General features: G+C 62.2%; 21 protein-coding genes. 10 read left to right on the forward strand and 11 right to left on the reverse strand.

Annotated elements, in window-relative coordinates:
• The first annotated feature begins 36 nt into the window (after positions 1-36).
• The gene (locus tag ACLH0H_RS17835; RefSeq protein WP_411379000.1) at positions 37-5,319 is read left to right on the forward strand and encodes a dermonecrotic toxin domain-containing protein; all 5,283 of its coding nucleotides are present in this window, start codon (positions 37-39) and stop codon (positions 5,317-5,319) included.
• Here ACLH0H_RS17835 and ACLH0H_RS17840 read toward each other — a convergent pair.
• From ACLH0H_RS17840 to ACLH0H_RS17850, 3 genes are all read right to left on the reverse strand, one after another.
• On the reverse strand, positions 5,309-5,935 hold the full coding sequence (locus ACLH0H_RS17840; RefSeq protein ID WP_411379001.1) for a LysE family translocator: 627 nt from the start codon (positions 5,933-5,935) through the stop codon (positions 5,309-5,311). The two genes, ACLH0H_RS17835 and ACLH0H_RS17840, sit on opposite strands and share 11 nt — an antisense overlap.
• A 10-nt stretch (positions 5,936-5,945) precedes the next feature.
• Entirely contained in the window at positions 5,946-7,292 is a 1,347-nt protein-coding gene (locus tag ACLH0H_RS17845; RefSeq protein ID WP_411379002.1) for an NCS2 family permease, read from the reverse strand.
• A 176-nt stretch (positions 7,293-7,468) separates the two neighbouring features.
• Positions 7,469-7,903 carry a MarR family winged helix-turn-helix transcriptional regulator gene (locus ACLH0H_RS17850; protein WP_411379003.1) on the reverse strand — a complete coding sequence of 145 codons (435 nt, stop codon included), beginning with the start codon at positions 7,901-7,903 and terminating at the stop codon, positions 7,469-7,471.
• Positions 7,904-7,986: 83 nt separating this feature from the next.
• Here ACLH0H_RS17850 and ACLH0H_RS17855 point away from each other — a divergent pair, with 83 nt between their 5' ends.
• Both ACLH0H_RS17855 and ACLH0H_RS17860 read left to right on the forward strand, forming a co-directional pair.
• A complete protein-coding gene (locus ACLH0H_RS17855) occupies positions 7,987-9,153 on the forward strand; it encodes a PLP-dependent aminotransferase family protein (RefSeq protein WP_411379004.1) in 1,167 nt (388 codons plus the stop codon).
• A 10-nt stretch (positions 9,154-9,163) separates the two neighbouring features.
• Positions 9,164-9,766 (forward strand): glutathione S-transferase family protein, encoded by a 603-nt coding sequence (locus tag ACLH0H_RS17860; protein ID WP_411379005.1) that lies wholly within the window; start codon positions 9,164-9,166, stop codon positions 9,764-9,766.
• Positions 9,767-10,052: 286 nt separating this feature from the next.
• On the opposite strand, the gene ACLH0H_RS17865 is transcribed toward ACLH0H_RS17860, so the two are convergent.
• Complete coding sequence (locus ACLH0H_RS17865; protein WP_411379006.1) at positions 10,053-10,949, reverse strand: LysR family transcriptional regulator; 897 nt, start codon at positions 10,947-10,949, stop codon at positions 10,053-10,055.
• Positions 10,950-11,060: 111 nt separating this feature from the next.
• Between ACLH0H_RS17865 and ACLH0H_RS17870 the strand changes: the two genes are divergently transcribed.
• The 3 genes from ACLH0H_RS17870 to ACLH0H_RS17880 are packed head-to-tail and all read left to right on the forward strand — an operon-like array spanning position 11,061 to position 13,991.
• Positions 11,061-12,353 (forward strand): CitMHS family transporter, encoded by a 1,293-nt coding sequence (locus ACLH0H_RS17870; protein ID WP_411379007.1) that lies wholly within the window; start codon positions 11,061-11,063, stop codon positions 12,351-12,353.
• Between the two features lies 1 nt (position 12,354).
• Entirely contained in the window at positions 12,355-13,680 is a 1,326-nt protein-coding gene (locus tag ACLH0H_RS17875) for an acyclic terpene utilization AtuA family protein (protein ID WP_411379008.1), read from the forward strand.
• Positions 13,677-13,991, forward strand: a complete 315-nt coding sequence (locus ACLH0H_RS17880; RefSeq protein ID WP_411379009.1) for a hypothetical protein — start codon at positions 13,677-13,679, stop codon at positions 13,989-13,991. Before ACLH0H_RS17875 ends, ACLH0H_RS17880 begins: the two co-directional genes overlap by 4 nt.
• 325 nt (positions 13,992-14,316) lie before the next feature.
• Here the strand turns inward: ACLH0H_RS17880 and ACLH0H_RS17885 are convergent, their stop codons facing one another.
• The 5 genes from ACLH0H_RS17885 to ACLH0H_RS17905 all read right to left on the reverse strand — a co-directional run bounded on the left by ACLH0H_RS17885 (position 14,317) and on the right by ACLH0H_RS17905 (position 17,105).
• Positions 14,317-14,688, reverse strand: a complete 372-nt coding sequence (locus ACLH0H_RS17885; protein ID WP_411379010.1) for a glutathione S-transferase N-terminal domain-containing protein — start codon at positions 14,686-14,688, stop codon at positions 14,317-14,319.
• A 103-nt stretch (positions 14,689-14,791) separates the two neighbouring features.
• Positions 14,792-15,337, reverse strand: a complete 546-nt coding sequence (gene folE, locus ACLH0H_RS17890) for a GTP cyclohydrolase I FolE (protein WP_307390850.1) — start codon at positions 15,335-15,337, stop codon at positions 14,792-14,794.
• A 78-nt stretch (positions 15,338-15,415) separates the two neighbouring features.
• Positions 15,416-15,973: a Smr/MutS family protein gene (locus ACLH0H_RS17895; RefSeq protein WP_177076456.1), complete on the reverse strand. Its 558-nt coding sequence runs from the start codon at positions 15,971-15,973 to the stop codon at positions 15,416-15,418.
• Positions 15,974-16,048: 75 nt separating this feature from the next.
• Positions 16,049-16,369 carry a hypothetical protein gene (locus ACLH0H_RS17900; protein WP_010208859.1) on the reverse strand — a complete coding sequence of 107 codons (321 nt, stop codon included), beginning with the start codon at positions 16,367-16,369 and terminating at the stop codon, positions 16,049-16,051.
• A 145-nt stretch (positions 16,370-16,514) separates the two neighbouring features.
• The gene (locus ACLH0H_RS17905) at positions 16,515-17,105 is read right to left on the reverse strand and encodes a cysteine hydrolase family protein (protein ID WP_076953058.1); all 591 of its coding nucleotides are present in this window, start codon (positions 17,103-17,105) and stop codon (positions 16,515-16,517) included.
• A 240-nt stretch (positions 17,106-17,345) separates the two neighbouring features.
• Between ACLH0H_RS17905 and prmB the strand changes: the two genes are divergently transcribed.
• A complete protein-coding gene (gene prmB, locus ACLH0H_RS17910; RefSeq protein WP_411379011.1) occupies positions 17,346-18,254 on the forward strand; it encodes a 50S ribosomal protein L3 N(5)-glutamine methyltransferase in 909 nt (302 codons plus the stop codon).
• Positions 18,255-18,417: 163 nt separating this feature from the next.
• On the opposite strand, the gene ACLH0H_RS17915 is transcribed toward prmB, so the two are convergent.
• Positions 18,418-19,224, reverse strand: a complete 807-nt coding sequence (locus ACLH0H_RS17915; RefSeq protein ID WP_411379012.1) for a hypothetical protein — start codon at positions 19,222-19,224, stop codon at positions 18,418-18,420.
• 99 nt (positions 19,225-19,323) lie between these two features.
• Positions 19,324-20,286: an alpha/beta hydrolase gene (locus ACLH0H_RS17920; protein WP_411379013.1), complete on the reverse strand. Its 963-nt coding sequence runs from the start codon at positions 20,284-20,286 to the stop codon at positions 19,324-19,326.
• Positions 20,287-20,429: 143 nt separating this feature from the next.
• Here ACLH0H_RS17920 and aroC point away from each other — a divergent pair, with 143 nt between their 5' ends.
• The 3 genes from aroC to ACLH0H_RS17935 are packed head-to-tail and all read left to right on the forward strand — an operon-like array spanning position 20,430 to position 23,219.
• Positions 20,430-21,521, forward strand: coding sequence for a chorismate synthase (aroC, locus tag ACLH0H_RS17925; RefSeq protein WP_411379014.1), 1,092 nt, complete (start codon positions 20,430-20,432; stop codon positions 21,519-21,521).
• A 10-nt stretch (positions 21,522-21,531) separates the two neighbouring features.
• A complete protein-coding gene (locus ACLH0H_RS17930) occupies positions 21,532-22,692 on the forward strand; it encodes an MFS transporter (protein WP_411379015.1) in 1,161 nt (386 codons plus the stop codon).
• Complete coding sequence (locus ACLH0H_RS17935; protein ID WP_411379016.1) at positions 22,689-23,219, forward strand: 1,2-dihydroxy-3-keto-5-methylthiopentene dioxygenase; 531 nt, start codon at positions 22,689-22,691, stop codon at positions 23,217-23,219. The genes ACLH0H_RS17930 and ACLH0H_RS17935 overlap by 4 nt, the downstream gene beginning before the upstream one ends.
• The last annotated feature ends 95 nt before the right edge of the window (positions 23,220-23,314 follow it).

Here is a 23,314-nt window from a genome sequence, read left to right on the forward strand (position 1 = left end):
TTTAGGCTCGGGGTTTGCAGCCATGTAGACGCCGTCATGCGTACCGAGCCACCTGCTTCAGCACCCTCTGCCTTCGACACCGCCTGGGCCGAATCCATCGATTTCGACAACCCGACCGTCACCGCGCAAGAGCGCCTGGCGGCGATGCGCGCACTGTTGACTCAGCGTATCAACATCGAGCCGCAACCCAGTCGCACAATCAATCAATTGCACGCTGCCCATGCGCGCTGCACGCGCACTTTCCGGGAATTGGAACAGATGCTTTGGCGTGCGCCGCGCATTTTGTCGGTGATTCGTCATACGTTGCGCGAAGCCTTTGCCCTTGATCCGGACAGCCTGTTGTTTACCGAGCCATTGTTGCCCCAAACGGCCGTTCGGGTCGACAGCTTGACCGACAGGACCCTGGCGCTGTTCCACGATCCAGGCGTGCCGATCAATCTTCATCACTTTACCGCCCTGAGCCTGCGCGACGTACCGGACCGCGCGCTGCCGTTCACGGCCACGCAGGCGTTGGCGCGCGTAAATCAGTTGGCCATGGCGGCGCGTATCAACGCCGCCATGGCCAACTATTGGCAGCAACTGGCGCCAGGTTCCTGGTTGTCACGTCGGGAGCGCTGGGTCGAGCTGCGCACGCAAGCGTTCGCCGACCAGGCGTACCTGGCGCAGCAGGTGTTCGGGCTATCGAACCGCGGCTATGCGATGGTCAAGCAACTGGTGGAGGCGCCCGATGCGCAGGCGCGCCAGCATGCCGGCGGGGCATGGGCCACGTTGCAGGTGCGAACGCTGCTGTGGCCTCACATCGGGGCCGGCTCGCTGGCAATTCCGGGGGCGTTGCACCTTTACCGCGAGGGGGCGGCGGATGGCCCGCAGGTCATTTACCTGCCGGGGCTGCAGCGTGTGTTTCATGAATTCGGCTCCTGGTATGAGGTTCAGGAGCAGCTGCCTGCGCGGGTCCAGCATGCCTTGTTCAGTGTGTTATGGCACTCCCTGCCGTTCAAGCGAAAAGACATCGGGTTGTTGCAGCCTGGCACGAGCCTCACGCAAGACGCTCTGGCCCACAGCGCAAGCGCCATGCTGGATGCGCAATGGCATAGCGAATGGGGCGCGGTACTGTCTTTCAACTACGCTGCGCCCATGCTCACGCCCACGCCGCCGTTGAGCCGCAGGCTGTCGAGCCTGCTGAGGTTTATCGAAAAGGGCCGTAAACGTCTTATCATCGGTCTGCCGTTTGCGACCACACTGGACGCGTTGCTGGAGTGGGATCGGCAGCGTCGAGCCGTTGAAATAGGCTTTGCCAGCCTTTCGCCGGACCTGCCGCGCAAGATGCGGCAGGCACAATTGCGCCGCTACGAAAGCGCAATCGGCGCACTGCTCGATGCCAAGGCTTCGGCGCGCGAAAGTGCAGCGTATGAGGCATTTCTAGCTCTTGAAAGCGAGCGCCATGCGCAGGCCCAGGTGGTCGACCGCTGGCTTCAGGCTGAAGACGCTGAGCTACTCAAGGTGAAATTTTGGAATGAACGTCCAGAAGGCGCGCTCAAACGCGCATCGCTGATCTTGAACGCCCAGCGCCGCGCCTTGCGCCAGGTCGCGCAGCTTGAACGCAGGCTCCAGTTGATCGAGCAGCCCCATCTGGACCGGTTGCTGGAGGTGCTCGACAAACCCAAGGCAGCCCAGCGCGGCAACAGTGACACCCGTGTAGTGCGCGTGTCGGTGGGTGGCCGTACGGGCGACCCCTACACGCTTATGGGAGCCTTTGTGGTCACCACCGCCCGTGCGCTGGCCGAGCCGAACCTGCAACAGCCGGTGCTCCTCAGCGTGAGCGGCCAGTTCGGCGGCCTGGCGGCGTTCGACCATCTCGAAGCCTTGTCCCAAGGGCTGCGCGCCAGCTTCTCCAGCCGCGATGGCTCGGTGCTGTGGCGCTGCATCGGGCGCGATGTGCGTGACGCAGCACGCACAGCCTTGGCCGGTCCGGTGCAGGTGAGCTACAGCGTCGCGGACTCGGACGTACAGTATGAAGACTTCAAGGCGATGGTTGAGCATCATGCTCGGTTGCACCAACGCCTGAACCAACCCCAGCGCTTATTCAGCGAAGTGAGCGACCCGACCCTGGGCCGCATGCTGCTGGCCGAGGAGCTGCGCGAACACTTGCAGGTCCCGGTCAACCAGACCCTGGGGCGTGCTCTTGCAAATGTGGCGTTCGTGCGGTTTGCCGCCGGGCAGGCGCACACCCAGCCGAGCTGGCTGGCCACGGCGAGCAATAGCGAACGCAAGCGCTACACACGCTTGCAGCAGCGTTACCTGTCCAGCGCCATGGCCGTGGAAAACCGCCTGTGGCAAGTGTTGCCGCCGCTGCAAGTGTTTGCCCGCGACCAGCTTATCTCTCGATTGACCCGGGACGGCTTTTATCCGGCGCTGGATATCGAGGCTCCGTTATTGAATATGCCCGATGACGTCAGCGCTCACTTCTGTGGCTGGACGAGCCAGTGCGTGGTGGGGGACCGCCATGTAAAAATGACCGTCAGCCGAGAGCGCAGTACGTTCAGCCTGCTGCAACTGGCCCTGCATAACCTGGACCCGCAGGCGCCGTGGACGCAGTGGCGTTTGAAGCGGGCGCATTATCTGCTGCCGCAGTGGCAAGCTCGCCTGAGCCCCGGCTATTTGGTCAAGACCTTGTCGTCGCTGGACATTGGCGGCCAGTACGACCACGTGATCAGGCGTATCTTTGCTCCTGACGCGGTCGACCTGCCGCGACGCGTGATCGACCGCGCCACTCTTCAACTCGCGCAAATGCAGGTGTATTCGGCCGCACGGCAGGGCCTCTCGGCGCAGAGCCAGAGCCTGTTCAATACCGTCATGGCCGCACGCTCGGTGGTGGACCTGAATAAAGACGGTCAGCAGATCAGTCTGGCCTTTGTGCGGCTGCGCGGGCACACCCTGGCCCATGACCGGCACCTCGCCGGTCTGCTGGTGATCATCGACCCGTGCTCCGGCCGATGCCTGGTGTATTGGCCCACTGCCTTGGACTACCCGGTGCTCGCCGAGCACAAGGATCTGCAACAGGCTCACGCGGCCTTGAACCGGGCAGGCGCAAGTGCCTCGACCCTTCGTGCGCTGGCGCAGCGGGTCGCGCCGGGTTGGGAGGAGGAAGCGCTGGCCAGCTACCCTGGGCAAGCGCCGATTGCCAGGCAGCCCGCCGTCCTGTTGAGCCCAATCGCTCCCTGGAGGATCAAGGCGTTTGGTGTGCTGACGGTTTACGAGGCGCTCAGCCGCTTTGTGCACAGCTTCAAGATCAAGCACAGCATGCCGGCCGCCGAGCTGAGTGTTATCGAGGCGCAAATAAAAGAACAGATCGAGGCCGAGCCCACGGCCTGGCTGGATATCGTGCCCACGGGCCACTGCGACTTTCTCGCCCTGTTTGCCCACGCGCGCCTGCTTGAAACGCAGCAGCGCGCCCATGCTCAGGCCACGTCGGGTGCGACGCTGACGCACTATCGCGAGCAACGCCTGGGCGAACAATGGGCGGCTACCGTGCGCGGCCTTTTATCGTTTATTCCGGTGATCGGCGTGGGCATCAGCCTGTATGAAATGCTGCTGGCGGCGCGGCACTATCACCTCAGTGGCAGGCCCGAGGACGCGGTCGATGTGGCGTTTTTGACGCTGATGGCGTTTGTCGATGTGTTGACATCCTTCAGCCCCACTCCCAAGCGTGTACGGATTGGGACCTTGGGCCGGGGGGTGAGCCAGTTGCATCGGCGTGACGGTTACATGGCAAGGTTGCCGACGCCGCCGCGATTCACCACGGTGCTGGAGCGCTTCAACAAGCCGCTCTCCATTGATGGAGCCGTGCCTTTGCGAGGATTTGGCGAAAAGGGTGTGTATGTGAAAAATGCTGAACTGTTCGCGGTGGAGGGTGAGCGTCGCTATCCGGTGTATCGGCGAAAAAATGAAGCATCGTTCCGGTTGAAGAATCCGCAGGAGCCGGGCGCGGACGAATTGATCCTCGACATCCATGAGCCTGCGCAGTGGCTGCTTGGCGCGGATGCGCCGCCACCGCAGCCAGGGCCAAGTTCGGGGCGCTTGAATCCTTTTCGGCAAGCGCCTGGACCGCGGTGGTCGCCGCCATCGCGTGACTCGATTCAAGCGGCAGTGCGTCGGTCCCCGCCGCCGCCAACGCATGCGTGGCAGGAGTGGCGCACCGATATTATTGCGCCGCTACCGCCGGCCTCTCCTACGCCGGGGCTGTTCGTGGTGCAGGTCAAGCCGGAGGTGCCGCTGGACAGCCTCCCATTTGTCGATACCTCGCGTACCTCCCGGTTTCAAGCCGTATCGCCAGAGCCCAATTACAATGTCGTTCAATTGGATTCGAACTACTACCGGGTGCTCCCGCAAGGAACGGATGCGCCGCTTGACCAGACGATCTTCATCACCAAAGATCAACGGCTGGTGACTCATGTAGCCGATGAAATCGAGCGCTGGCTGAGTGACCGTACCCACGAACAGCCGATTCCGGCGACGCTCGACGCTACAGGTAGCTGGCGCGTTCACCGCCCTTTGTTCGACGGCCCGCTGGAGGCGACCGTGCTGCAAGCCTTCCCTAGGCTGACGGCTTCGAGCAGTCGATTCGCCGGCCGCAGGTTGATTGAGTTGTCGGACCCGGGCCGTACCGCTTCGGCAACCCATCTGTTGAATGTCCGCGCGACGCTGGACGACTGGCTGACTGTGCGCGAGGGAAAAATTGGCCAGACCGACGATTTGTTCAGGATCTTGCGACCCTCCGAACTGACCGGGGTCGAAAGTGTTTTTATCGGCTACGAAGGCGCTTCGCCGGGTTTTTCCAGGATCGATTTTCGCGTTCCTGGCTCGCTGAATCACGCACTGAGAAGGCCGGTGGTCGCCTCGCTCGGCTCACAACAACGCAGGTACGCGCTCAACGCTTCGCGTCTTGACCGAGGCAGGGCGCAACAGGTGGCGATCACACAACTACTGCAAGACCAGGGCTTTGTAGTCAGGCCGTTCGCCAAAGCCCATGGTTCAACGGGGTTGGTCGATCTCGTCTGTACCCATGACCGCTCGAACGCGGTGTATTTGCTGATGACCCAATGGCTGGAGGGCGGCAGCATCAAGAGCGTCAGCCCGTTGTCTCAGGCCCAGCTCCAAAGGCGCCTCGCGCGCAACCCACAATTGCCCATCCACCAGTTGCTCAGCCAGGCCATCGAGCAGCAGCGTCTGGTGAGGATGGTGGCGGGCATTCAATGGCCGATAACAGGCACGCTTGCCCCCACCGTGTATTTTATCCGCCCCGCTCTGGTTACGCCTTGAACAGCGAAACGGCCCCGGCGCTGCCGAACAGCGCGGCACTGGCCCGGTTGAACCAACTGTGGCCCGCGCCGCTGCGCAGGTAACGCGCGGCGCCATGGGCGCTGAGGCCGTAGGCCAGCTTGCACAGCAGATCAAGCAGGGTCCAGGTGGCGAGCATTGTCAGCAGTTGAGGCATAAAGGCCTGTTCGCTGCTGAGAAACTGCGGCAGGAACGCGGCAAAGAACAGAATGTCCTTGGGGTTGCTCGCGCCCAGCACGAATGCGCGGCCAAACAACGCCCGAAACCGTGGCACGGGCGCGCTGTACGGCACTTCGGCGGCCTTGGCCGGTTGCCGCGATTGCTGCCAACTCTGCCAGGCGAGGTAGAACAGATACACCGCGCCGACGATCTTCAAGGCGCTGAACAACCGTTCCGACGCCAGCAGCAGGGCGCCCAGGCCCAGGGCCGACGCGCTGAGCAGGCAGATCGAGGCAAACACCCCACCGAGAAACGCTGGGTACGAGCGGCGCAGTCCATAGTTGAGGCTGTTGCTGATCATCAGCAGTGACAGTGGCCCCGGTATCAGGATCACCACCAAGGCTGCGCCGCTGAACAGTAGCCAGGTTTCCAGGTTCATCCGTTGCTCCTTACAGAAATATGAATTTGGCGATAAAGATCGCGCACAGCACCCACAGGCTTACGGAGATTTCGCGGTACTTGCCGGTGCCGGTCTTGAGCGCCACGTAGGTGATAAAACCCAACGCGATGCCGTCGGCCACCGAGAAGGTCAGCGGCATCATGATCGCCGTGACAATCGCCGGAATGCTGTCGGTGGCTTCATCCCAATTGATATGGGCCATGCTTGCCATCATCAGCATCGCCACATAAATCAGCGCGCCGGCGGTGGCATAGGCCGGAATCATGCCAGCCAGCGGTGCAAAAAACATCGCCGCCACAAACAACATGCCCACGGTCACGGCCGTCAGCCCGGTACGGCCGCCAGCGGCAACGCCTGCGGCACTTTCCACGTAGCTGGTCACCGGCGGCACGCCGACCATGGCGCCAAACACGCTGGAAGCGCTGTCGGCTTTCAACGCGCGGGACAGGTTATGGATCTTGCCATCGGCATTGACCAGGCCGGCCCGCTGCGCGACGCCCATCAGTGTACCTGCGGTATCGAACATGTGTACAAAAAGAAAGGCAAATACCACGCTGATCATGCTGACATTGAATACACCTTTTACGTCCATTGCCATCCAGGTCGGCGCCAGGCTTGGCGGCGTGGCGAGGATGCCGTTGTACTGCACCAGGCCCAGGCCCCAACCGGCCAGCGTGACGGCAATGATGCTGATCAGGATCGCGCCGAACACACGGTGATAACTGAGGATGGCGATCAGCAGGAAGCAGATGGCCGCCAGCAACGGTGCCGGTTCATGCAATGAGCCGAGCTTGATCAACGTGGCCGGGCTGTCGACGATGATCCCGGCCGTCTTCAGGCCGATCACCCCGAGGAACAGGCCGACACCCGCGCCCATGGCATGGCGCAGGCTCACGGGAATACTGTTGAGCAGCCATTCGCGTACCCGCGAAAGGGTCAGGGCCATGAACAGCACGCCGGAAATGAACACCGCCCCCAGTGCGGTTTCCCAGGTGTAGCCCATGGTGCCGACCACGGTGTAGGTGAAAAACGCATTCAGGCCCATGCCCGGTGCCAGGCCCACCGGCCAGTTGGCGTAGAGGCCCATCAACAGGCATCCCAGGGCGGCGGCAATGCAGGTGGCGACGAACGCGGCACCGTGATCGATGCCGGCATCGGCCATGATGTTGGGGTTGACGAAGATTATGTAGGCCATGGTGATAAAGGTGGTGAGGCCGGCGATCAGCTCGGTCTTCACTGTGGTGCCATGCAAGCGCAGTTTGAACAGGCGTTCCAGCCAGCCGTTGTGGGGCGGGGAAAGGTCCAGCGTAGGGGCTTCGGATTTGCGGCTATCCACGGCAAGTACTCCTCAAGGGTTTTATTGTTATTGCCAGTGCGGGCCACGCAAGTGGGCACCGCGCTGTGAGGTACTGGCGAGTTTTGTTGACCAATAGGTCAGAAACTCGCACGAGGCGAATTATGCTTTTGTATACAAAGAAAGCAAATAATGTTTTCGAATAGCGCGATGAAAGGCTAGTTCGCGGCGCTCAGTGCCTGATTGACGGCCAGCCATCCTGCCACCGCGGCTTCGCCGGCTTCACTGAAGGCGCGCTGCAATAACTTGACCTGTTCACGGCGCAGCGACTGCTCGAAGCGCAGCCCTTCCTCGGTCAGTTCCAGCAGGCGTTTACGCTTGTCGGTCTCGGACGCCACGCTGTGCACCAAGTGCATTTCCTGTAACTGGCGCAACGGAATATTCAGTGCCTGTTTGCTTACGCCCAGCAATTCCAGCAATTGCTTGACGCTCAACGTCGGGTAGCGCGCGATAAAAAACACGATGCGCTGATGCACTCGGCTCAGCCCACGGCGCTCAAGCATTTCGTCGGCCTTGGCGGTGAATGCCTGGTAACCGAAGAAGAACGCTTGCATGGCTTCTTGCTGGGCAAGGGGGTTTTTAAGGTCAAGCATATTGACGTATCCGTGCGAGTCGTCGTAATTTCGGTCAACCAGTTTGACGTATTTCCCCCAAGCTTCGCTACCGGTGACCCCCCATGGCCTTCTCTGAACGTGTTACGCGCCTCAAAAGCTCCTTGATCCGTGAAATCCTTGCGGCGGCCCAGCGACCGGAAGTGATGTCGTTCGCCGGCGGCCTGCCCGCCGAAGCCATGCTGCCGGCGCTGAACTGGGACGACATGCCGCTGAACATCGGCCAATACGGCATGAGCGAAGGCGAGCCGCAGCTGCGTGAACTGCTCGCCGCCGAGGCACGCGCCCTGGGTATCCACTGTCAGGCCAGCCAGGTGCTGGTGGTCAGTGGTTCCCAGCAAACTCTCGACCTGGCGGCCAAGCTGTATATCGACAAAGGCACGCAGGTCCTGCTGGAAGGCCCGACTTACCTGGCGGCCTTGCAGATCTTCCAACTGTTCGGCGCCGACTGCCTCACCGTCCAGCTGGAGGCCGACGGCCCCGACCTGGGTGCCTTGCGCAGCAACCTCGAACGTCATCGGCCAGCGTTCATCTACCTGATCCCGACCTTCCAGAACCCGTCTGCGGTGCGCTACAGCGAGGCCAAGCGCGAAGCCGTCGCCGCGCTGCTCGATGAGTTCGGCGTGACGCTGATCGAAGACGAACCCTACCGCGAGTTGAGCTTCGACGGCGCCAGTGCCAAACCCATTGTCGCCCGCCTGCAAAAAGCCAGCTGGATCTACACCGGCACCGTGTCCAAGACCTTGCTGCCCGGCCTGCGTGTCGGCTACCTGATCGCCAGCCCGGAACTGTTCCCACACTTGCTTAAGCTCAAGCAGTCGGCGGACCTGCACACCAACCGCGTCGGCCAATGGCAGGCGATGCAGTGGCTCGGCACGCAGAAATACCAGCAGCACCTGGTGCAGTTGCGCAGTTTTTACCGCGACCGCCGCGATGCGTTCCAGGTCGCGCTGCAGCGCCACTTCGCCGACCTGGCCGACTGGCAAGTGCCCCAGGGCGGATTATTCTTCTGGCTGACCTTGAAACAGCCGCTCGATACCCGCACCTTGTTGGCTCAAGCGCTCGACCAGAACGTCGCGTTCATGCCCGGTGAACCCTTCTTTTCCGAGCCCGACCAGCACCTGGGCTCGTTGCGACTCAATTTCAGCCATATTGACCCGGCCCGTCTGGACGAAGGTCTCAAGCGCCTGGCCGCAGTGGTCCGTCAAGCACAGCACGCGCAAGCGGCATAAGGGGAGCCCCATGTACAAGGTTTATGGCGATTACAAATCGGGCAACTGCTACAAGGTCAAATTGATGCTGAGCTTGCTGGGCATCCCGTACCAATGGGTCGATGTGGACATCCTCAAGGGTGACACCCAGACCGTCGAATTCCTGGCCAAGAACCCCAACGGCAAGATCCCCGTGCTGGAGCTGGAAGACGGCACCTGCCTGTGGGAGTCCAACGCGATCCTCAATTTCCTCGCCGACGGCAGCGAGTTCCTGCCCACCGAGCCGCGCCTGCGCACGCAAGTGTTGCAGTGGCAGTTCTTCGAGCAATACAGCCATGAGCCGTACATTGCGGTGGCGCGGTTTATCCAGTTTTACCTGGGGTTGCCGGAAGATCGCCTGGAGGAATACAAAACCACCCATAAGGGTGGCTACAAGGCGCTGAAGGTCATGGAGCGTCAGTTGCAGGCCACGCCGTTCCTGGTGGGCGAACAATATTCGATCGCCGATATTGCGTTGTACGCCTATACCCATGTAGCCCATGAGGGTGGGTTTGACCTGGCGCCCTATCCGGCAGTGCAGGCATGGTTGGCGCGCGTGGCCAGCCATCCCAAACATGTACCGATGCTGGATTAAACGCAGGTCCAAATGTGGGGCTGGCTTGCCTGCGATTAGCCATAGGTATCTACACATTTTTGTAGTGAGCGGGCTTGTCCCGCGCTGGGCTGCGAAGCGGCCCCAAACCAGACGAATTGGATTTGCCTGAAACTGCGCGGTGTCTTTATTGGGGCGGCTTCGCCACCCAGCGCGGGACAAGCCCGCTCACTACAGGGAGATTTTTCAGCCTTTGAAAGTTGTGTAGATACCTCGATAGCGGTGTGTCAGGCAACTAACCTGGCGCAGATCAAGCCAGCTCCCACAGTTAGCCCGGTGGTGTGTCAGATAGCTGGTCATGCAATAGATCAAAGCAGCGCTGTGCGGCCGGGCTTAGTGCAACCCCACTGCGACTGATCAACCCGATCTCCCGGTTCACACCCGGATGATCGATAGCGATGCGCTTCAACCCCTCCAGGCTGTCCGCCGCCGACTCCGGCAGCACGCTGATCCCCAGCCCCTGGCGCACCAGTGCCAATACCGTCGACATGTAGTTGGCCTCCATGCCGGCGGTCATCGTCAGCCGTGTCTCATCGAATAGAGCATCCACGTGCTCACGCACACTGCTGTCGCGCCCGGTGAGGATGATCGGCTGGTCCGCCAGCTGCTCCAGGGCCAACTGGCGATGGCGGGCGAGCGGATGGCCCTGCGGCACAAACGCACACAATCGGTCATTCAGCACCGGTACGAACTCCAGGCCATGGCTGAGCCGCGCACGTACGCCAATGCCAAAATCGACCTCGCCGGAACGCACCTGGGCATGAATGCGATGGGCCACCAGGTCATGCAGGCGCACTTCGATCCCGGCAAAACGCTCGCGAAACAGGCGCAGTACCGGCGGCAGTGTGCCGGCGCACACCGAGGGCAGGGCGGCCAGGGTGACCACGCCCCGGCGCAGCGCGGCGAGGTCACGGGAGCCGGTGACAATGTTGTCCAGGTCCAGCAGCAGTTTTTCCATGGGCCCGCGGGCTTCCTGGCCGGCGGCGGTGATGCTGACGTGGCGCGGGCTGCGGTCGAGCAGGGCGACGCCGAGCCAGTCTTCCAGTTGTTGCACTTGGACGGTGAGCGCCGAGGGTGACAGGTGCAGCTCGTTGGCTGCCTTGGTGAAACTGCCTGTACGCGCCACCGCTAGGAAGGCCTGGATGTGTTGGATGCTGTTCTTCATTTTGTTTTTCCGAACGATAGCAGGTGAATATTCCAATTTACAAAGACTACCGCGCTTCCAATACTCCGTGGAAAACAATAACCGGCCACCAAGGCCGCCCTGGAGTAACCCATGCTCGCAACCCTGGGTGTCATCACCATCCTGTGCCTGCTCGCTGCCGTCATGAGCAAACGCCTCTCACCGCTGGTGGCCCTGATCGCCTTGCCGATCATCGCTGCATTGCTTGGCGGGTTTGGCCTGCAGACCAGCGCCTTTATCATCACCGGTATCAAGAACGTCGCCCCCGTGGTGGGCATGTTCGTGTTCGCGATTCTGTTTTTCGGGATCATGACCGATGCCGGCATGCTCGACCCCATCATTGATCGCATCCTGCGCACGGTAGGGACGCGTCCTACACGAATTGTCGTAGGTACCGCGACCTTGGCGCTGCTGGTGCACCTCGACGGCTCCGGCGCGGTGACCTTCCTGGTGACGGTGCCGGCCATGCTGCCCTTGTATACGCGGCTGGGGATTGATAAACGCATCCTCGCCTGCGTCTGTGCGATGGCGGCCGGGGTCAACTTCCTGCCTTGGACCGGCCCGGTGCTGCGCTCATCGGCAGCCTTGCATGTGCCGGTGGCGGATCTGTTCCAGCCGCTGATCCCGGTGCAGATCGTCGGCCTGATCTTTGTCTTCGCCTGCGCCTGGTGGCTGGGCCATCGCGAAGAAAAACGCCTGGGCCTCGGCGCCGATTCCAGCGTGGACGCCGTGCCGCAGCGGGTGCTCAGTGACGACGACATCAAGCTGCGCCGCCCGCGCCTGTTCTGGGTCAACCTGATCCTGACGGTGCTGGTGATGGTGGTGATGATCGCCGGCTGGGTCGACCCGGTGGTGATGTTCATGCTCGGCACGGTGCTCGCGCTGTGCATCAACTACCCGAACGTCGACGCCCAGCGCGCGCGTATCGACGCGCATGCCAAGACCGCGCTGACCATGGCCAGTATCCTGCTGGCGGCCGGCGTGTTCACCGGCATCATGCAGGGCACCGGCATGCTCAAGGCCATCGCCGAAGTGGCGGTGGCGCAGATCCCGGCCGGCCACGGCAAGTTGATTCCGGCAGTGGTGGGCTTCCTTTCCATGCCGTTGAGCATGCTGTTCGATCCCGATTCCTACTATTTCGGCGTGATGCCGGTGATCGCCGAAGTCGGCAAAGCGTTGGGCGTCGACCCGCTGCAAGTGGCCCAGGCCTCGTTGCTGGGCGTGCACACCACCGGTTTCCCGGTCAGCCCGCTGACCCCTGCGACCTTCCTGCTGGTGGGCCTGTGCAAGATCGAATTGGCCGATCACCAGCGTTTCACCATTCCGTTTCTGTTTGCCGCGTCGGTGTTGATGACCCTGACGGCATTGCTCCTGGGAGTTATCTGATATGAAAACCTTGCGCATCGGTTCCGGCGCCGGCTATTCCGGCGACCGTATCGAGCCTGCCGTGGAACTGGCCGAGCAGGGCGACCTGGATTACCTGGTGTTCGAGTGCCTGGCTGAACGCACGATTGCCTTGGCGCAACAGGTGCGGATCGGCGATCCCGACGCTGGGTACGACCCCTTGCTCAGCGAGCGCATGCGCCGCGTGTTGCCCTTCGTTGGTACGCGGGCCGGGCGTCGCCGTCTGCGGGTTATCACCAATATGGGCGCGGCCAATCCGGTGTCGGCGGCCATTGAGGCGCGCCGGATCGTCGCCGCGCTGGGCCTGGATATCAAAGTGGTCGCTGTTGTCGGCGACGACGTGTTGAAGATGCTGCAGCCCGACTTTTTACTGGATAACGGCCAGAGCGTCGGCTCCTTGGGCGAGCGGTTGATTTCGGCGAATGCCTACTTGGGCGTCGACGGCATTCTCGACGCTTTACGCGCTGATGCCGACGTCGTCATTACCGGGCGCGTGGCTGACCCCTCGCTGTTCCTGGCGCCGCAGATGTTTGAATTCGGCTGGGCGGCGGACGATTGGCAGCGCCTGGGGCGCGGCACGTTGGTGGGGCATTTGCTCGAATGTGCCGGGCAAGTCAGCGGCGGGTATTTCGCCGACCCTGGTTTCAAGGACGTGGATGACCTGGCTCGCCTGGGCTTCCCGTTGGCTGAGATCAATGCCGACGGAGAAGCTTTGATCACCAAAGTGGCCGGTTCCGGTGGGCTGGTCAGTCGTGCCACCTGCACTGAACAGCTTATTTACGAAGTGCACGACCCGGCCGCCTACCTCACACCGGATGTGACGGCGGACTTTTCCCGGGTGGGGTTTGTCGAGGAGGCCGTTGATCGCGTTCGCGCCCAGGGCGCTGGCGGTCGTGCGCGACCCGAGCAGTTGAAGGTCAGCGTCGGTTACCTGGAGGGTTGGATCGGTGAAGGGCAGATGTCCTATGGCGGCCCCGGCGCTGTCGCACGAGCCCAACTGGCAATGGATGTGGTCCTCAAGCGTCTTGAATTGACCGGCGTGAAGCTGCAGGACGTGCGCGCCGAGCTGATCGGCATGGACTCGCTACACGGCCCGCGCAGCGGCGTCGAACCCTGGGAAGTGCGCCTGCGCGTGGCCGCGCGCTGCGAAGAACGCAGCGAAGCCGTGCGTGTGGGCAATGAAGTGGAAACTCTTTATACCAACGGCCCGTCGGGCGGCGGCGGCGCGAGCAAAAGCGTGCGCCAGGTGGTGGCGGTGGCGTCGTTGCTGCTGCCGCGTGACGCGGTCAAGCCGAGGATCGAAGCATGAAGCTGCACACGCTGGCCCATTCCCGCACCGGAGATAAGGGCGATACCTCGAATATCTCGATCATTGCCTATCGAGCCGAGGATTATCCGTTGCTGTGCGAATACTTGACGGCCGAGCGCGTGGCCAAGTTCTTCGCAGGCATGCGGGAGGCAGGCGCGGCGCCGGTGCGGCGCTATGCATTGCCCAACGTGCAGGCGCTGAACTTCGTGCTGCCGGGGATCCTGCGCGGTGGCGTCACGCGTTCGCTGGCGCTGGATGCCCATGGCAAGTGCCTGGGGTCGGCGCTGTTGGCTTTGGAAATACCGGATTAAAGACTGGCATAGATCCAATGTGGGAGCTGGCTCGCCTGCGATGGCCATGGGTATCTACACAACTTTCAAAGGCTGACAAATCCCTGTAGTGAGCGGGCTTGTCCCGCGCTGGGCTGCGAAGCGGCCCCAAACCAGGCGAATTGGGTTTGTCTGAAACTGCGCGGTGTCTTTATTGGGGCGGCTTCGCCACCCAGCGCGGGACAAGCCCGCTCACTACAAAAATGTGTAGATACCTATGCTGCGATGGCATCACCTCGGTACGCCTGGGCTACCTCGTCGTCTGCATCGCAGGCAAGCCAGCTCCCACAGGGATTTGCAGTGTCTGTCAGACCGCGGAAAAGCGCTTATCCAGATAATCAATGATCACCTTGGAGTCATACATCCAAGTCGTCTGGCCATTTTCTTCGATGCGCAGGCACGGCACTTTGATCTTGCCGCCTTGCTCCAGCAGGGTCTGGCGGTCCTGCTCGTTGTTCTTCGCGTCTTTCAACGCCACTGGCACATTCAGGCGGTGCAGGGTACGGCGGGTCTTCACACAGAACGGGCAGGCGTGGAACTGGTAGAGGGTCAATTCCTTGGCCGCTGCGTTCACCTGCGCCTGCTGTTCGGCGCTGCGTTGCTTTTTGCGTGGGCGGGTAAGGTAGTCGCCCGCGATGATGAGTTGGCCGAGACCCACTCGAAGTGCTTTGACGAACATGGCTGAAACCTCTTGCCCATGACAGAAGGGGCCGCAGCTTACCTGATTTTTGCCAGGCGAAAAAAAACCGGCGATGAACGCCGGTTCTTTCCTGCGCAGCCCGTTACTTGATCAGGCTGAGAAACTCGCTGCGGGTGGCCGCGTTTTCGCGAAACTCACCGAGCATCACCGACGTGATCATCGACGAATTCTGCTTCTCGACCCCGCGCATCATCATGCACATGTGCTTGGCCTCGATCACCACGGCCACGCCCAGGGCACCGGTCACCTGCAGCACCGCATCGGCGATCTGGCGGCTGAGGTTTTCCTGGATCTGCAGGCGGCGCGCATACATGTCGACGATCCGCGCGACCTTCGACAGGCCCAGCACTTTGCCGCTCGGGATATACGCGACGTGGGCCTTGCCGATAAACGGCAGCAAGTGGTGTTCGCACAACGAGTACAACTCGATGTCCTTGACCAGCACCATCTCGCTGTTGTCAGAGCTGAACAAGGCACCGTTGGTGACTTCTTCCAGTGTCTGCGCGTAGCCGCGGCAAAGGTACTGCATCGCCTTGGCGGCACGTTTTGGCGTGTCGAGCAGACCCTCGCGGGAAACGTCCTCGCCGAGCTGGCCGAGGATCGCGGTGTAATTGTGTTCCAGGGACATGAAACTACCTGTGGGATTTTCGCAAAGCGCAAGGTTACGGGGGCGGGCACATCGCTGCAAGCCTGACGGATGCACTTGTTACTCGTCGCGCCCTTCCATCATGGTGCGTTTGAGCATCACATACACCGCGCCCGCGCCGCCGTGGCGGGCCTGGCACGAGGTAAAACCGAGCACCTGGGCGTGCTGGCGCAGCCAGGTGTTGACGTGGCTCTTGATCATCGGCCGCTTGCCGTCCAGCCGCACGGCCTTGCCGTGGGTGACGCGCACGCAGCGGATTTCGAATTTGGTCGCTTCGGCAAGGAAGGCCCACAGGGTTTCCCGGGCTTTCTCCACGTTCATGCCGTGCAAATCAAGACTGCCCTCGAACGGGATCTGGCCGGCCTTGAGCTTGCGTATCTGGCTTTCCTGCACGCCATCGCGGGCCCACATCAGCTCGTCTTCGGGGCCGACGTCTATCACGAACTGGTCCGACAGGCCGTCCACGGTGGTGGCGTCGGTGCGCACTGTCGCGGCTTGGCGCAGCTTGGCGATCTGCGCCCGGTCGGCCTTGGGCTTGCCGGTGTCGGCGCGGTCGTGCTTGATCGGCTTGACGCCGCGCAGCTCGTTCTTGAACAGGGAAAAATCGTCGTCTTGCATGGTGGCCTCCGCGAAGGGCGGGCAGTTTACCTAAAACGCGGCGGCCAGGGCGCAGGAAACGCTATCCAAGCGCCATCAGTCGTGCTTTTTCATCAGGTGCGAAGCGATGTTGAGCGACAATGGCTGGCGCATTTTCCGACGGCTTCGCCGCCATAACCACACGCCCAGCCACAGCACCAGCAGGCCAATCGCTAACAGAATCGCCGAGCCACCAGGGCTGGCATTCAGCTCACCAAGGGCCGGCGAGTGACCAAACAGGCCGGCGCCACCAGCGCCGGCCAACAGCAAACCTACAATCGCCAGCAGCGCGGCAATGCCGGCCACCAGGCGCAGACGCCAGTTGCTCGGGCCCTTGGGGCGCAAGCGACGAGCATCAAAACCATCGGATATCTTCATTCCGACCTTTCCTCCAGGGTATCGGCCCTTCGACCGGACAATACACAGGTTGTTCCGGGGCGAGGGGTAAATGCGCCAAATGAAAGGGCCTTGAGGATGCGCGGGGCAATAAACATTGCCCAGTTGCTCATCGGCGGCGTTTAACTCAGATCAGGTCTTTAGTCAGCGCAAGGGTGGCGAAATTGTCGGCCATGATCGCCATTTCGGTCTGCTGCACATGCTCGGCGCTGAGGATGCCGCCTTTGTAAGGCAGGTCGCGGGTCGCGCAGGCGTCCTCGACCAGGGTGCAGCGAAAGCCCAGGTTCTTGGCGGCGCGCACGGTGGTGCTGACGCTGGAGTGGCTCATGAAACCGCAGACGATCAAGTCCAGGGAACCGAGGTCCTGCAGGTGCTTTTCCAGGCCGGTGCCGTGGAACGCGCTGGGCAACAGTTTGCCGATGATGGTTTCATCACCTTCAGGCTCAAGGCCTGGGATGAATTCGCCGCGCTCGCCCTGAGGGTCAAACAGGCCGCCCACCGTACCCAGGTGGCGCACGTGCACAATCGGGCGCCCGGCATTGCGTGCCGATGACACAAGCTGCTTGATGTTGCTGACCGCCGCGTCCATGCCGGAAAGGGCGAGCGGGCCGCTGAGGTATTCCTTCTGAGCATCGATGATCACGAGGGTCGCATGGCTGAGGTTCGCTGCTGCGTAACCACGACCGCTGAGTTGAAACATCGTCTTTGGAACGGACATTCTGGGGCTCCTGTGAGGGGGGCTTTTGCGCCATTGTCCACTGGCTGAGCGGTTCTGTGAATCGCTACCATCGTAAGGTACGCCGTTGCTGGCGTGCAGCCATGTCAAGAGGTGGGCCTGTTTAACACAATGATGCTAATTCAGATGAAATCCGACGGGTGGCAGAGGCTTTTTCGGACATCGTCGGTACAGGTGAAGGCTGTTAGAATCGCCAGTCGTTTTTTCCAGGAGCTTGCCCCCGTGACCACTTCCCGCCTGCGCACCTTGCGCGATCATATCCGTTGGGCTGTCAGCCGTTTCCATGGGGAAGACCTGTTTTTTGGCCATGGCACCGACAACGCCTGGGACGACGCCCGGCAACTGGTGCTCGGCGCCTTGCACTTGCCTTGGGAAATTGCCGACAGCTATCTCGACTGCAACCTGGAAGAAGAGGAAGTTGCCCACCTGCAGCGGTTGCTGCATCGCCGCATCCACGAACGCGTGCCGACGCCTTATCTGATTGGTGAAGCCTGGTTTTGCGGCCTGTCGTTTATCGTCGATGAGCGCGTGCTGATCCCGCGTTCGCCGATCGGCGAGCTGATCGAAAACCGCTTCGCACCCTGGCTGGCCCAGCCGCCGGCACGCATTCTCGACCTGTGCACCGGCTCCGGCTGCATTGGCATCGCGTGTGCCTACGAGTTCCAGGACGCCGAAGTGGTGCTGGGCGACTTGTCCTTCGAAGCCCTGGAGGTGGCCAACCAGAACATCGAACGCCACGGCGTTGATCAGCGCGTCTACACCGTGCAGGGTGACGGCTTCGACGGCCTGCCGGGCCAGCGCTTTGACCTGATCGTGTCCAACCCGCCGTATGTGGATGCCGAAGACTTCGCCGATATGCCCGACGAATACCAGCACGAGCCGGAGCTGGGCCTGGCCTGCGGCGACGATGGCTTGAACCTGGTGCGACGCATGCTGGCCGAGGCGGCGGACCATCTGACCGAGAAGGGCTTGCTGATGGTTGAAGTGGGTAACAGCCAGGTGCACGTCGAGGCGCTGTACCCGGAAGTCGACTTCGCCTGGCTGGAGTTCCAGCGTGGCGGGCATGGAGTGTTCATGCTGACAGCGGAGCAGTGCCGCCAGCATCAGGCGGTGTTTGCCGCCAGGGTCTAACCCGATTTCCCCTGTAGGAATAGGGTCAGTGTGGGAGCGGGCTTGCTCGCGAATGCGGCGGATAAGTCAATCAAAACGGGTGCTGAACCACCGCGTTCGCGAGCAAGTCGAATCGTCGCACCGCCGCTCCCAGTGGGATCTCATTTCATGGCACAGACCGGCTTCAGCGGTGCGTGGCAATCCAGATCAACAACCCCGCCTGAAACACCGTAAATGCCACCAGACAGGTGATGGTAAAGCGCAACCCGCTGTCCTCACGCTTGAATTTGGTGACCTTTTCCTCTTCCTTGCGCAGCTTCACTTCCTGCTCCGCCAGGTTTTGCTCGGCTTGTTGCAGCATCTGCGCAGCCTCCAGAATCTCCACGAACTGCACCTTCTCGGTGTTCCAGCTCTCCAGCACATCGCCGACCTTGCCCGGCTGCACGTTACCCTTCAGATGCTGGACATCGGCGTAAGCCACATCAAAACCGTGGATGCGCAGGAAGTGATCGCGGCGCAGGCGCGTGGATTCGTTCAGGGCGTCCTTGTTGGACAGGTCCACGCCGTCGACGCGGTAGTGCGACCATTTTTTCTTCGCCCAGGCCGCCGCTTGGGCCACCAGGAAGCGGCCGATCCCACGGTTGACCGGTTCGATTTCCAGGCTGTTGCCCGGGCCGAAGTGCACACGATGCTTATCGTGGTCGACCCAGATATCCAGGTGATTCTGCTCACGGCGCACGCGCTGCCCCGGTAACTGAATGACCATGCGCAGCAGGCTGTGGTGTTTGTCATGGCGCTCGGCATAGCCGAACTGCACGAACCGCAACGGCCGCACTCCCGTGGCGCGGTCAGTGGCCAGGGGCGCCAGGCGCAGCATTTTGAAATGCTCGGCCTGAACATCCGCCCACGGCAGGGCGGCCGCAGCGACGGCCTCGGTTATTTCAGCCGGCGTTTCGGCGGTAGATTCCGGTGTTGCTTCAGTGGTTGTCATGCGGCGCGATCCTGTCCAAACCCAGCAAGCCGACAGTCTTTTTACTGTCGACCTTGGGCTTATCGGCCGTTTTCGCCAGGACTGGAGGCCAATTGCCGCTTAGCGCGGTTGAAGACCGTCGATAAAGCGCACCAGGCGGCTGCCCAGCTCGGCGGCGAGAGGCAGTTGCGGGTCGTTGTAGGAGGCCAGTTGCTGTTTTACATCGTTGGGTACGATGCGCATCACGTGGTTCATGCCTTCGATCACCGCCAACTGCGCGTCGGGCTTGGCCTTTTTCAATTGCTGGGCGTCGCCCACGCCGACCTGGATATCGTTGCTGCCCTGGATGATCAGCGCCGGCATGCGCAGCTTGGCGAAGGCGGCCGACGGGTCGGCGCGGAACAGGCTGATCAGGTACGGCTGCACGCTGGGCCGGAAAATGCCTTCCAGCGGGCCAGGCACATCCGCATCCACTTGGCCTGCCTTGAGGTGGTCGAGGATTTGATTGCTGCGCAGCAGCAGGGCAGGGGGCAGGTGATCGGCCAACTGTTGACGAATGACCTGGTCGACCGGGCGCGCGCTGCCGGACAGCGAAATCACGCCCGCCGGGTCCAGTTGCGGCGCGGCGAGGGCCGCCACCAGCGCACCTTCGCTGTGGCCAAGCACGATCAAGGGGCCCATGCGTTTGTCGGCCTTGAGCAGTTTGCCCCAGGCCACGGCGTCCGCGACATAGGCGTCCAGGGTCAGGTTGCGCTCGTCAGGCGTGGCGGCCAGGCTGGCGGCGACGCCACGCTTGTCGTAGCGCACGCTGGCGATGTTGTGCCGGGCCAGCACCCAGGCCAGGCGCTTGAGGCTGTCGTTGCGCGCACCGTCGGCGCTGTTGCCGTTACGGTCGGTGGGGCCGGAGCCGGCGATGATCAGCACCACCGGCACGGGCTTGTCCGATTGCGGCAACAGCAGCGAGCCAAACAGCTCGCCGTTGCCGGTGTCCAGGCTGATGGGGCGTTGCAGTACCACAGGGGAGGCGGCTTGGGCCACGGCGGTAAACAGGGTGAGGGTAAACAGTAGAACTCGCAGCATCATCGCGCCATCATGAGGGAGGTGCCGGTTGGACCAGGGTCTACCGGTAAGGTTTCGAGGATGAACTAGTCGGTTGGCCTGCGTATACTGGCGGCCTTAAGTTATTACAGTTGACTTGATTCAACTGATTTCACGGAGCGCCCTGCATGTCCGGCAATACCTTCGGCAAGCTGTTCACTGTCACCACCGCGGGCGAAAGCCATGGCCCGGCGTTGGTCGCCATTGTCGACGGCTGCCCGCCCGGCCTGGAGCTGTCTCTGGAAGACCTGCAGCGTGACCTCGACCGCCGCAAGCCCGGCACCAGCCGCCACACCACCCAGCGCCAGGAGCCCGACGAAGTCGAGATCCTCTCCGGCGTGTTCGAAGGTCGCACCACCGGTTGCGCCATCGGCCTGCTGATCCGCAACACCGACCAGAAGTCCAAGGACTACTCGGCCATCAAGGACCTGTTCCGCCCGGCCCACGCCGACTACACCTACCACCACAAATACGGCGAACGCGACTACCGCGGCGGCGGCCGCAGCTCGGCTCGCGAAACCGCCATGCGCGTGGCCGCCGGTGCCATTGCCAAGAAATACCTGGCCACCCAGGGCGTCGTTGTTCGCGGCTACATGAGCCAACTGGGCCCGATTGAAATCCCGTTCAAGACCTGGGACAGCGTGGATGACAACGCTTTCTTCAGCCCCGACCCGGATAAGGTGCCGGAGCTGGAAGCCTACATGGACCAGTTGCGCCGCGACCAGGATTCCGTCGGCGCCCGGATCACCGTGGTTGCCGAAGGCGTCAAGCCCGGCCTGGGCGAGCCGATCTTCGACCGCCTCGACGCTGAACTGGCCCACGCGCTGATGAGCATCAACGCCGTGAAAGGCGTGGAAATCGGCGCCGGCTTCGCCTGCGTGGCGCAACGCGGCACCGAGCATCGCGACGAGCTGACCCCCGAAGGTTTCCTCAGCAACAACGCCGGCGGCATCCTCGGCGGTATTTCTTCCGGCCAGCCGATCGTTGCGCACCTGGCGCTCAAGGCGACGTCGAGCATCACCACGCCGGGCCGTTCGATCGATGTGCACGGCAACCCGGTGGACGTGATCACCAAGGGCCGCCACGACCCATGTGTCGGCATCCGTGCCACGCCGATTGCCGAGGCGATGATGGCCATCGTGCTGATGGACCATCTGCTGCGCCATCGTGGGCAGAACGCCGATGTGCACGTGAGCACGCCGGTGCTGGGCCAGTTGTGACGGCCTGGCGGTGACCACGCTCCCCTATTGGCGCCTCTCCAGCTTCTACCTGTTCTACTTCGCCCTGCTCGGCGCAACCGCGCCGTTCCTGGCGCTGTACTTCGACCACTTGGGGTTCTCCAGCGCGCGTATCGGCGAACTCGTGGCCATCCCCATGCTGATGCGCTGCGTGGCGCCCAACCTGTGGGGCTGGCTGGGCGACTACACGGGCCGGCGCCTGGCCATCGTGCGCTTCGGCGCGGTGTGCACCCTGGCGAGTTTTTCACTGATTTTCGTCAGCCAAACCTACGCCTGGCTGGCGCTGGTGATGGCGCTGCATGCGTTCTTCTGGCATGCGGTGCTGCCGCAGTTCGAAGTGATCACCCTCGCCCATCTGCAAACACAGACCGCGCGCTACAGCCAGGTCCGCCTGTGGGGCTCGATTGGCTTCATCCTCACCGTGGTGATCATGGGCCGCCTGTTCGACTGGCTGAGCCTGGATATCTACCCGGTGGTGATCGTGGTGATCATGGCCGGCATCATCGGCGCCAGCCTTTGGGTACCGAACGCGCAGCCGACCACCCAGGGCAATCGCCTGGCGGGCGAAGGCTTTCTCAAGCAATTGCGCAGCCCCGGCGTGCTGGCCTTCTACGTTTGCGTGGCGCTGATGCAAATGAGCCACGGCCCTTACTACACCTTTCTCACCCTGCACTTGGAACAATTGGGCTACAGCCGTGGCGTGATCGGCTTGCTGTGGGCGCTGGGGGTGGTGGCGGAAGTGCTGATGTTCCTGGCCATGAGCCGCATTCTCTCGCGCTTTTCGGTGCGCCGCGTGCTGCTGGCCAGCTTCCTACTGGCGGCGCTGCGCTGGTTGTTGCTGGGGGCGTTTGCCGAGTTTTTCTGGGTGCTGTTGCTGGCGCAGGTAATGCACGCGGCTACGTTCGGCAGCTTCCATGCTGCGGCGATTGCCTTTGTGCAGCGCAGTTTTGGCGACAAACAACAAGGCCAGGGCCAGGCGCTGTACGCGGCCCTGGCCGGCACCGGCGGTGCGCTGGGCGCGCTGTATTCAGGCTACAGTTGGCACCTGTTGGGACCGACCCTGACCTTCAGCATCGCCAGCGTCGCCGCCCTGGCGGCCGCCGTTATCATCGGTTTTCGATTGCACGAGCAGAACCAAGGAACCCTTCAATGAGTTATGTCGCTGTCTACTCCGCCGCTGCACCGGACACTCCCAATAAGGTCCTGACCCATTTCGATGACATCGCCGCCACCTTGGCCGAGCACGGTGTGCGTTTCGAGCGCTGGCAGCCCGGCCCGATTGAGCAGGGCGCCAGCGATGCCGAATTGATCGCGGCATGCCAGGCGCAGATCGACGCGCTTGGCTACAGCTGCGTTGAGGTGCTGCGCGTCACCGGCGACCCCACCCAGCAAGCCGAGCTACGCGCCAGTTTCCGGACTGAGCGCCGCTACAGTGAAGACGACGTGCGATTGTTCATTGCAGGCCAAGGCTTGTTTGCCCTGCACATCGACGACTACGTGTATGCCGTGCGCTGTGAGAAAAACGACCTGCTGGTGATTCCGGCCGGTACGGCGCACTGGTTCGATATGGGAGAGAACCCGCACTTCGTGGCGTTGCGGTTGTTTAATAGCGCGCAAGGGTGGGTGCCTGCCTTCACGGGTGACGATATTGCCCGGCGCTTTCCCGGCTTGGACGATTAATCGCGCTCTACCGGGAACGTCAATCCCCACATGTTGGAAGTAGCTGTGGGAAGAAACCCAAACTTCTGTAAGGCGTTGCTGTTTCTTGCAGGGCT

This window comes from Pseudomonas sp. MPB26 (assembly GCF_046605355.1).
GTDB classification, from domain to species: Bacteria; Pseudomonadota; Gammaproteobacteria; order Pseudomonadales; family Pseudomonadaceae; genus Aquipseudomonas; species Aquipseudomonas cedrina.

Bases quoted from the DNA above. Each gene is read 5' to 3' on its own strand.
- ACLH0H_RS17835 (WP_411379000.1), top strand. From the start codon at position 37: ATGCGTACCGAGCCACCTGCTTCAGCACCCTCTGCCTTCGACACCGCC.
- ACLH0H_RS17840 (WP_411379001.1), bottom strand. From the start codon at position 5,935: ATGAACCTGGAAACCTGGCTACTGTTCAGCGGCGCAGCCTTGGTGGTG.
- ACLH0H_RS17850 (WP_411379003.1), bottom strand. From the start codon at position 7,903: ATGCTTGACCTTAAAAACCCCCTTGCCCAGCAAGAAGCCATGCAAGCG.
- ACLH0H_RS17855 (WP_411379004.1), top strand. From the start codon at position 7,987: ATGGCCTTCTCTGAACGTGTTACGCGCCTCAAAAGCTCCTTGATCCGT.
- ACLH0H_RS17860 (WP_411379005.1), top strand. From the start codon at position 9,164: ATGTACAAGGTTTATGGCGATTACAAATCGGGCAACTGCTACAAGGTC.
- ACLH0H_RS17865 (WP_411379006.1), bottom strand. From the start codon at position 10,949: ATGAAGAACAGCATCCAACACATCCAGGCCTTCCTAGCGGTGGCGCGT.
- ACLH0H_RS17870 (WP_411379007.1), top strand. From the start codon at position 11,061: ATGCTCGCAACCCTGGGTGTCATCACCATCCTGTGCCTGCTCGCTGCC.
- ACLH0H_RS17875 (WP_411379008.1), top strand. From the start codon at position 12,355: ATGAAAACCTTGCGCATCGGTTCCGGCGCCGGCTATTCCGGCGACCGT.
- ACLH0H_RS17880 (WP_411379009.1), top strand. From the start codon at position 13,677: ATGAAGCTGCACACGCTGGCCCATTCCCGCACCGGAGATAAGGGCGAT.
- ACLH0H_RS17885 (WP_411379010.1), bottom strand. From the start codon at position 14,688: ATGTTCGTCAAAGCACTTCGAGTGGGTCTCGGCCAACTCATCATCGCG.
- folE (WP_307390850.1), bottom strand. From the start codon at position 15,337: ATGTCCCTGGAACACAATTACACCGCGATCCTCGGCCAGCTCGGCGAG.
- ACLH0H_RS17895 (WP_177076456.1), bottom strand. From the start codon at position 15,973: ATGCAAGACGACGATTTTTCCCTGTTCAAGAACGAGCTGCGCGGCGTC.
- ACLH0H_RS17900 (WP_010208859.1), bottom strand. From the start codon at position 16,369: ATGAAGATATCCGATGGTTTTGATGCTCGTCGCTTGCGCCCCAAGGGC.
- ACLH0H_RS17905 (WP_076953058.1), bottom strand. From the start codon at position 17,105: ATGTCCGTTCCAAAGACGATGTTTCAACTCAGCGGTCGTGGTTACGCA.
- ACLH0H_RS17915 (WP_411379012.1), bottom strand. From the start codon at position 19,224: ATGACAACCACTGAAGCAACACCGGAATCTACCGCCGAAACGCCGGCT.
- ACLH0H_RS17920 (WP_411379013.1), bottom strand. From the start codon at position 20,286: ATGATGCTGCGAGTTCTACTGTTTACCCTCACCCTGTTTACCGCCGTG.
- aroC (WP_411379014.1), top strand. From the start codon at position 20,430: ATGTCCGGCAATACCTTCGGCAAGCTGTTCACTGTCACCACCGCGGGC.
- ACLH0H_RS17935 (WP_411379016.1), top strand. From the start codon at position 22,689: ATGAGTTATGTCGCTGTCTACTCCGCCGCTGCACCGGACACTCCCAAT.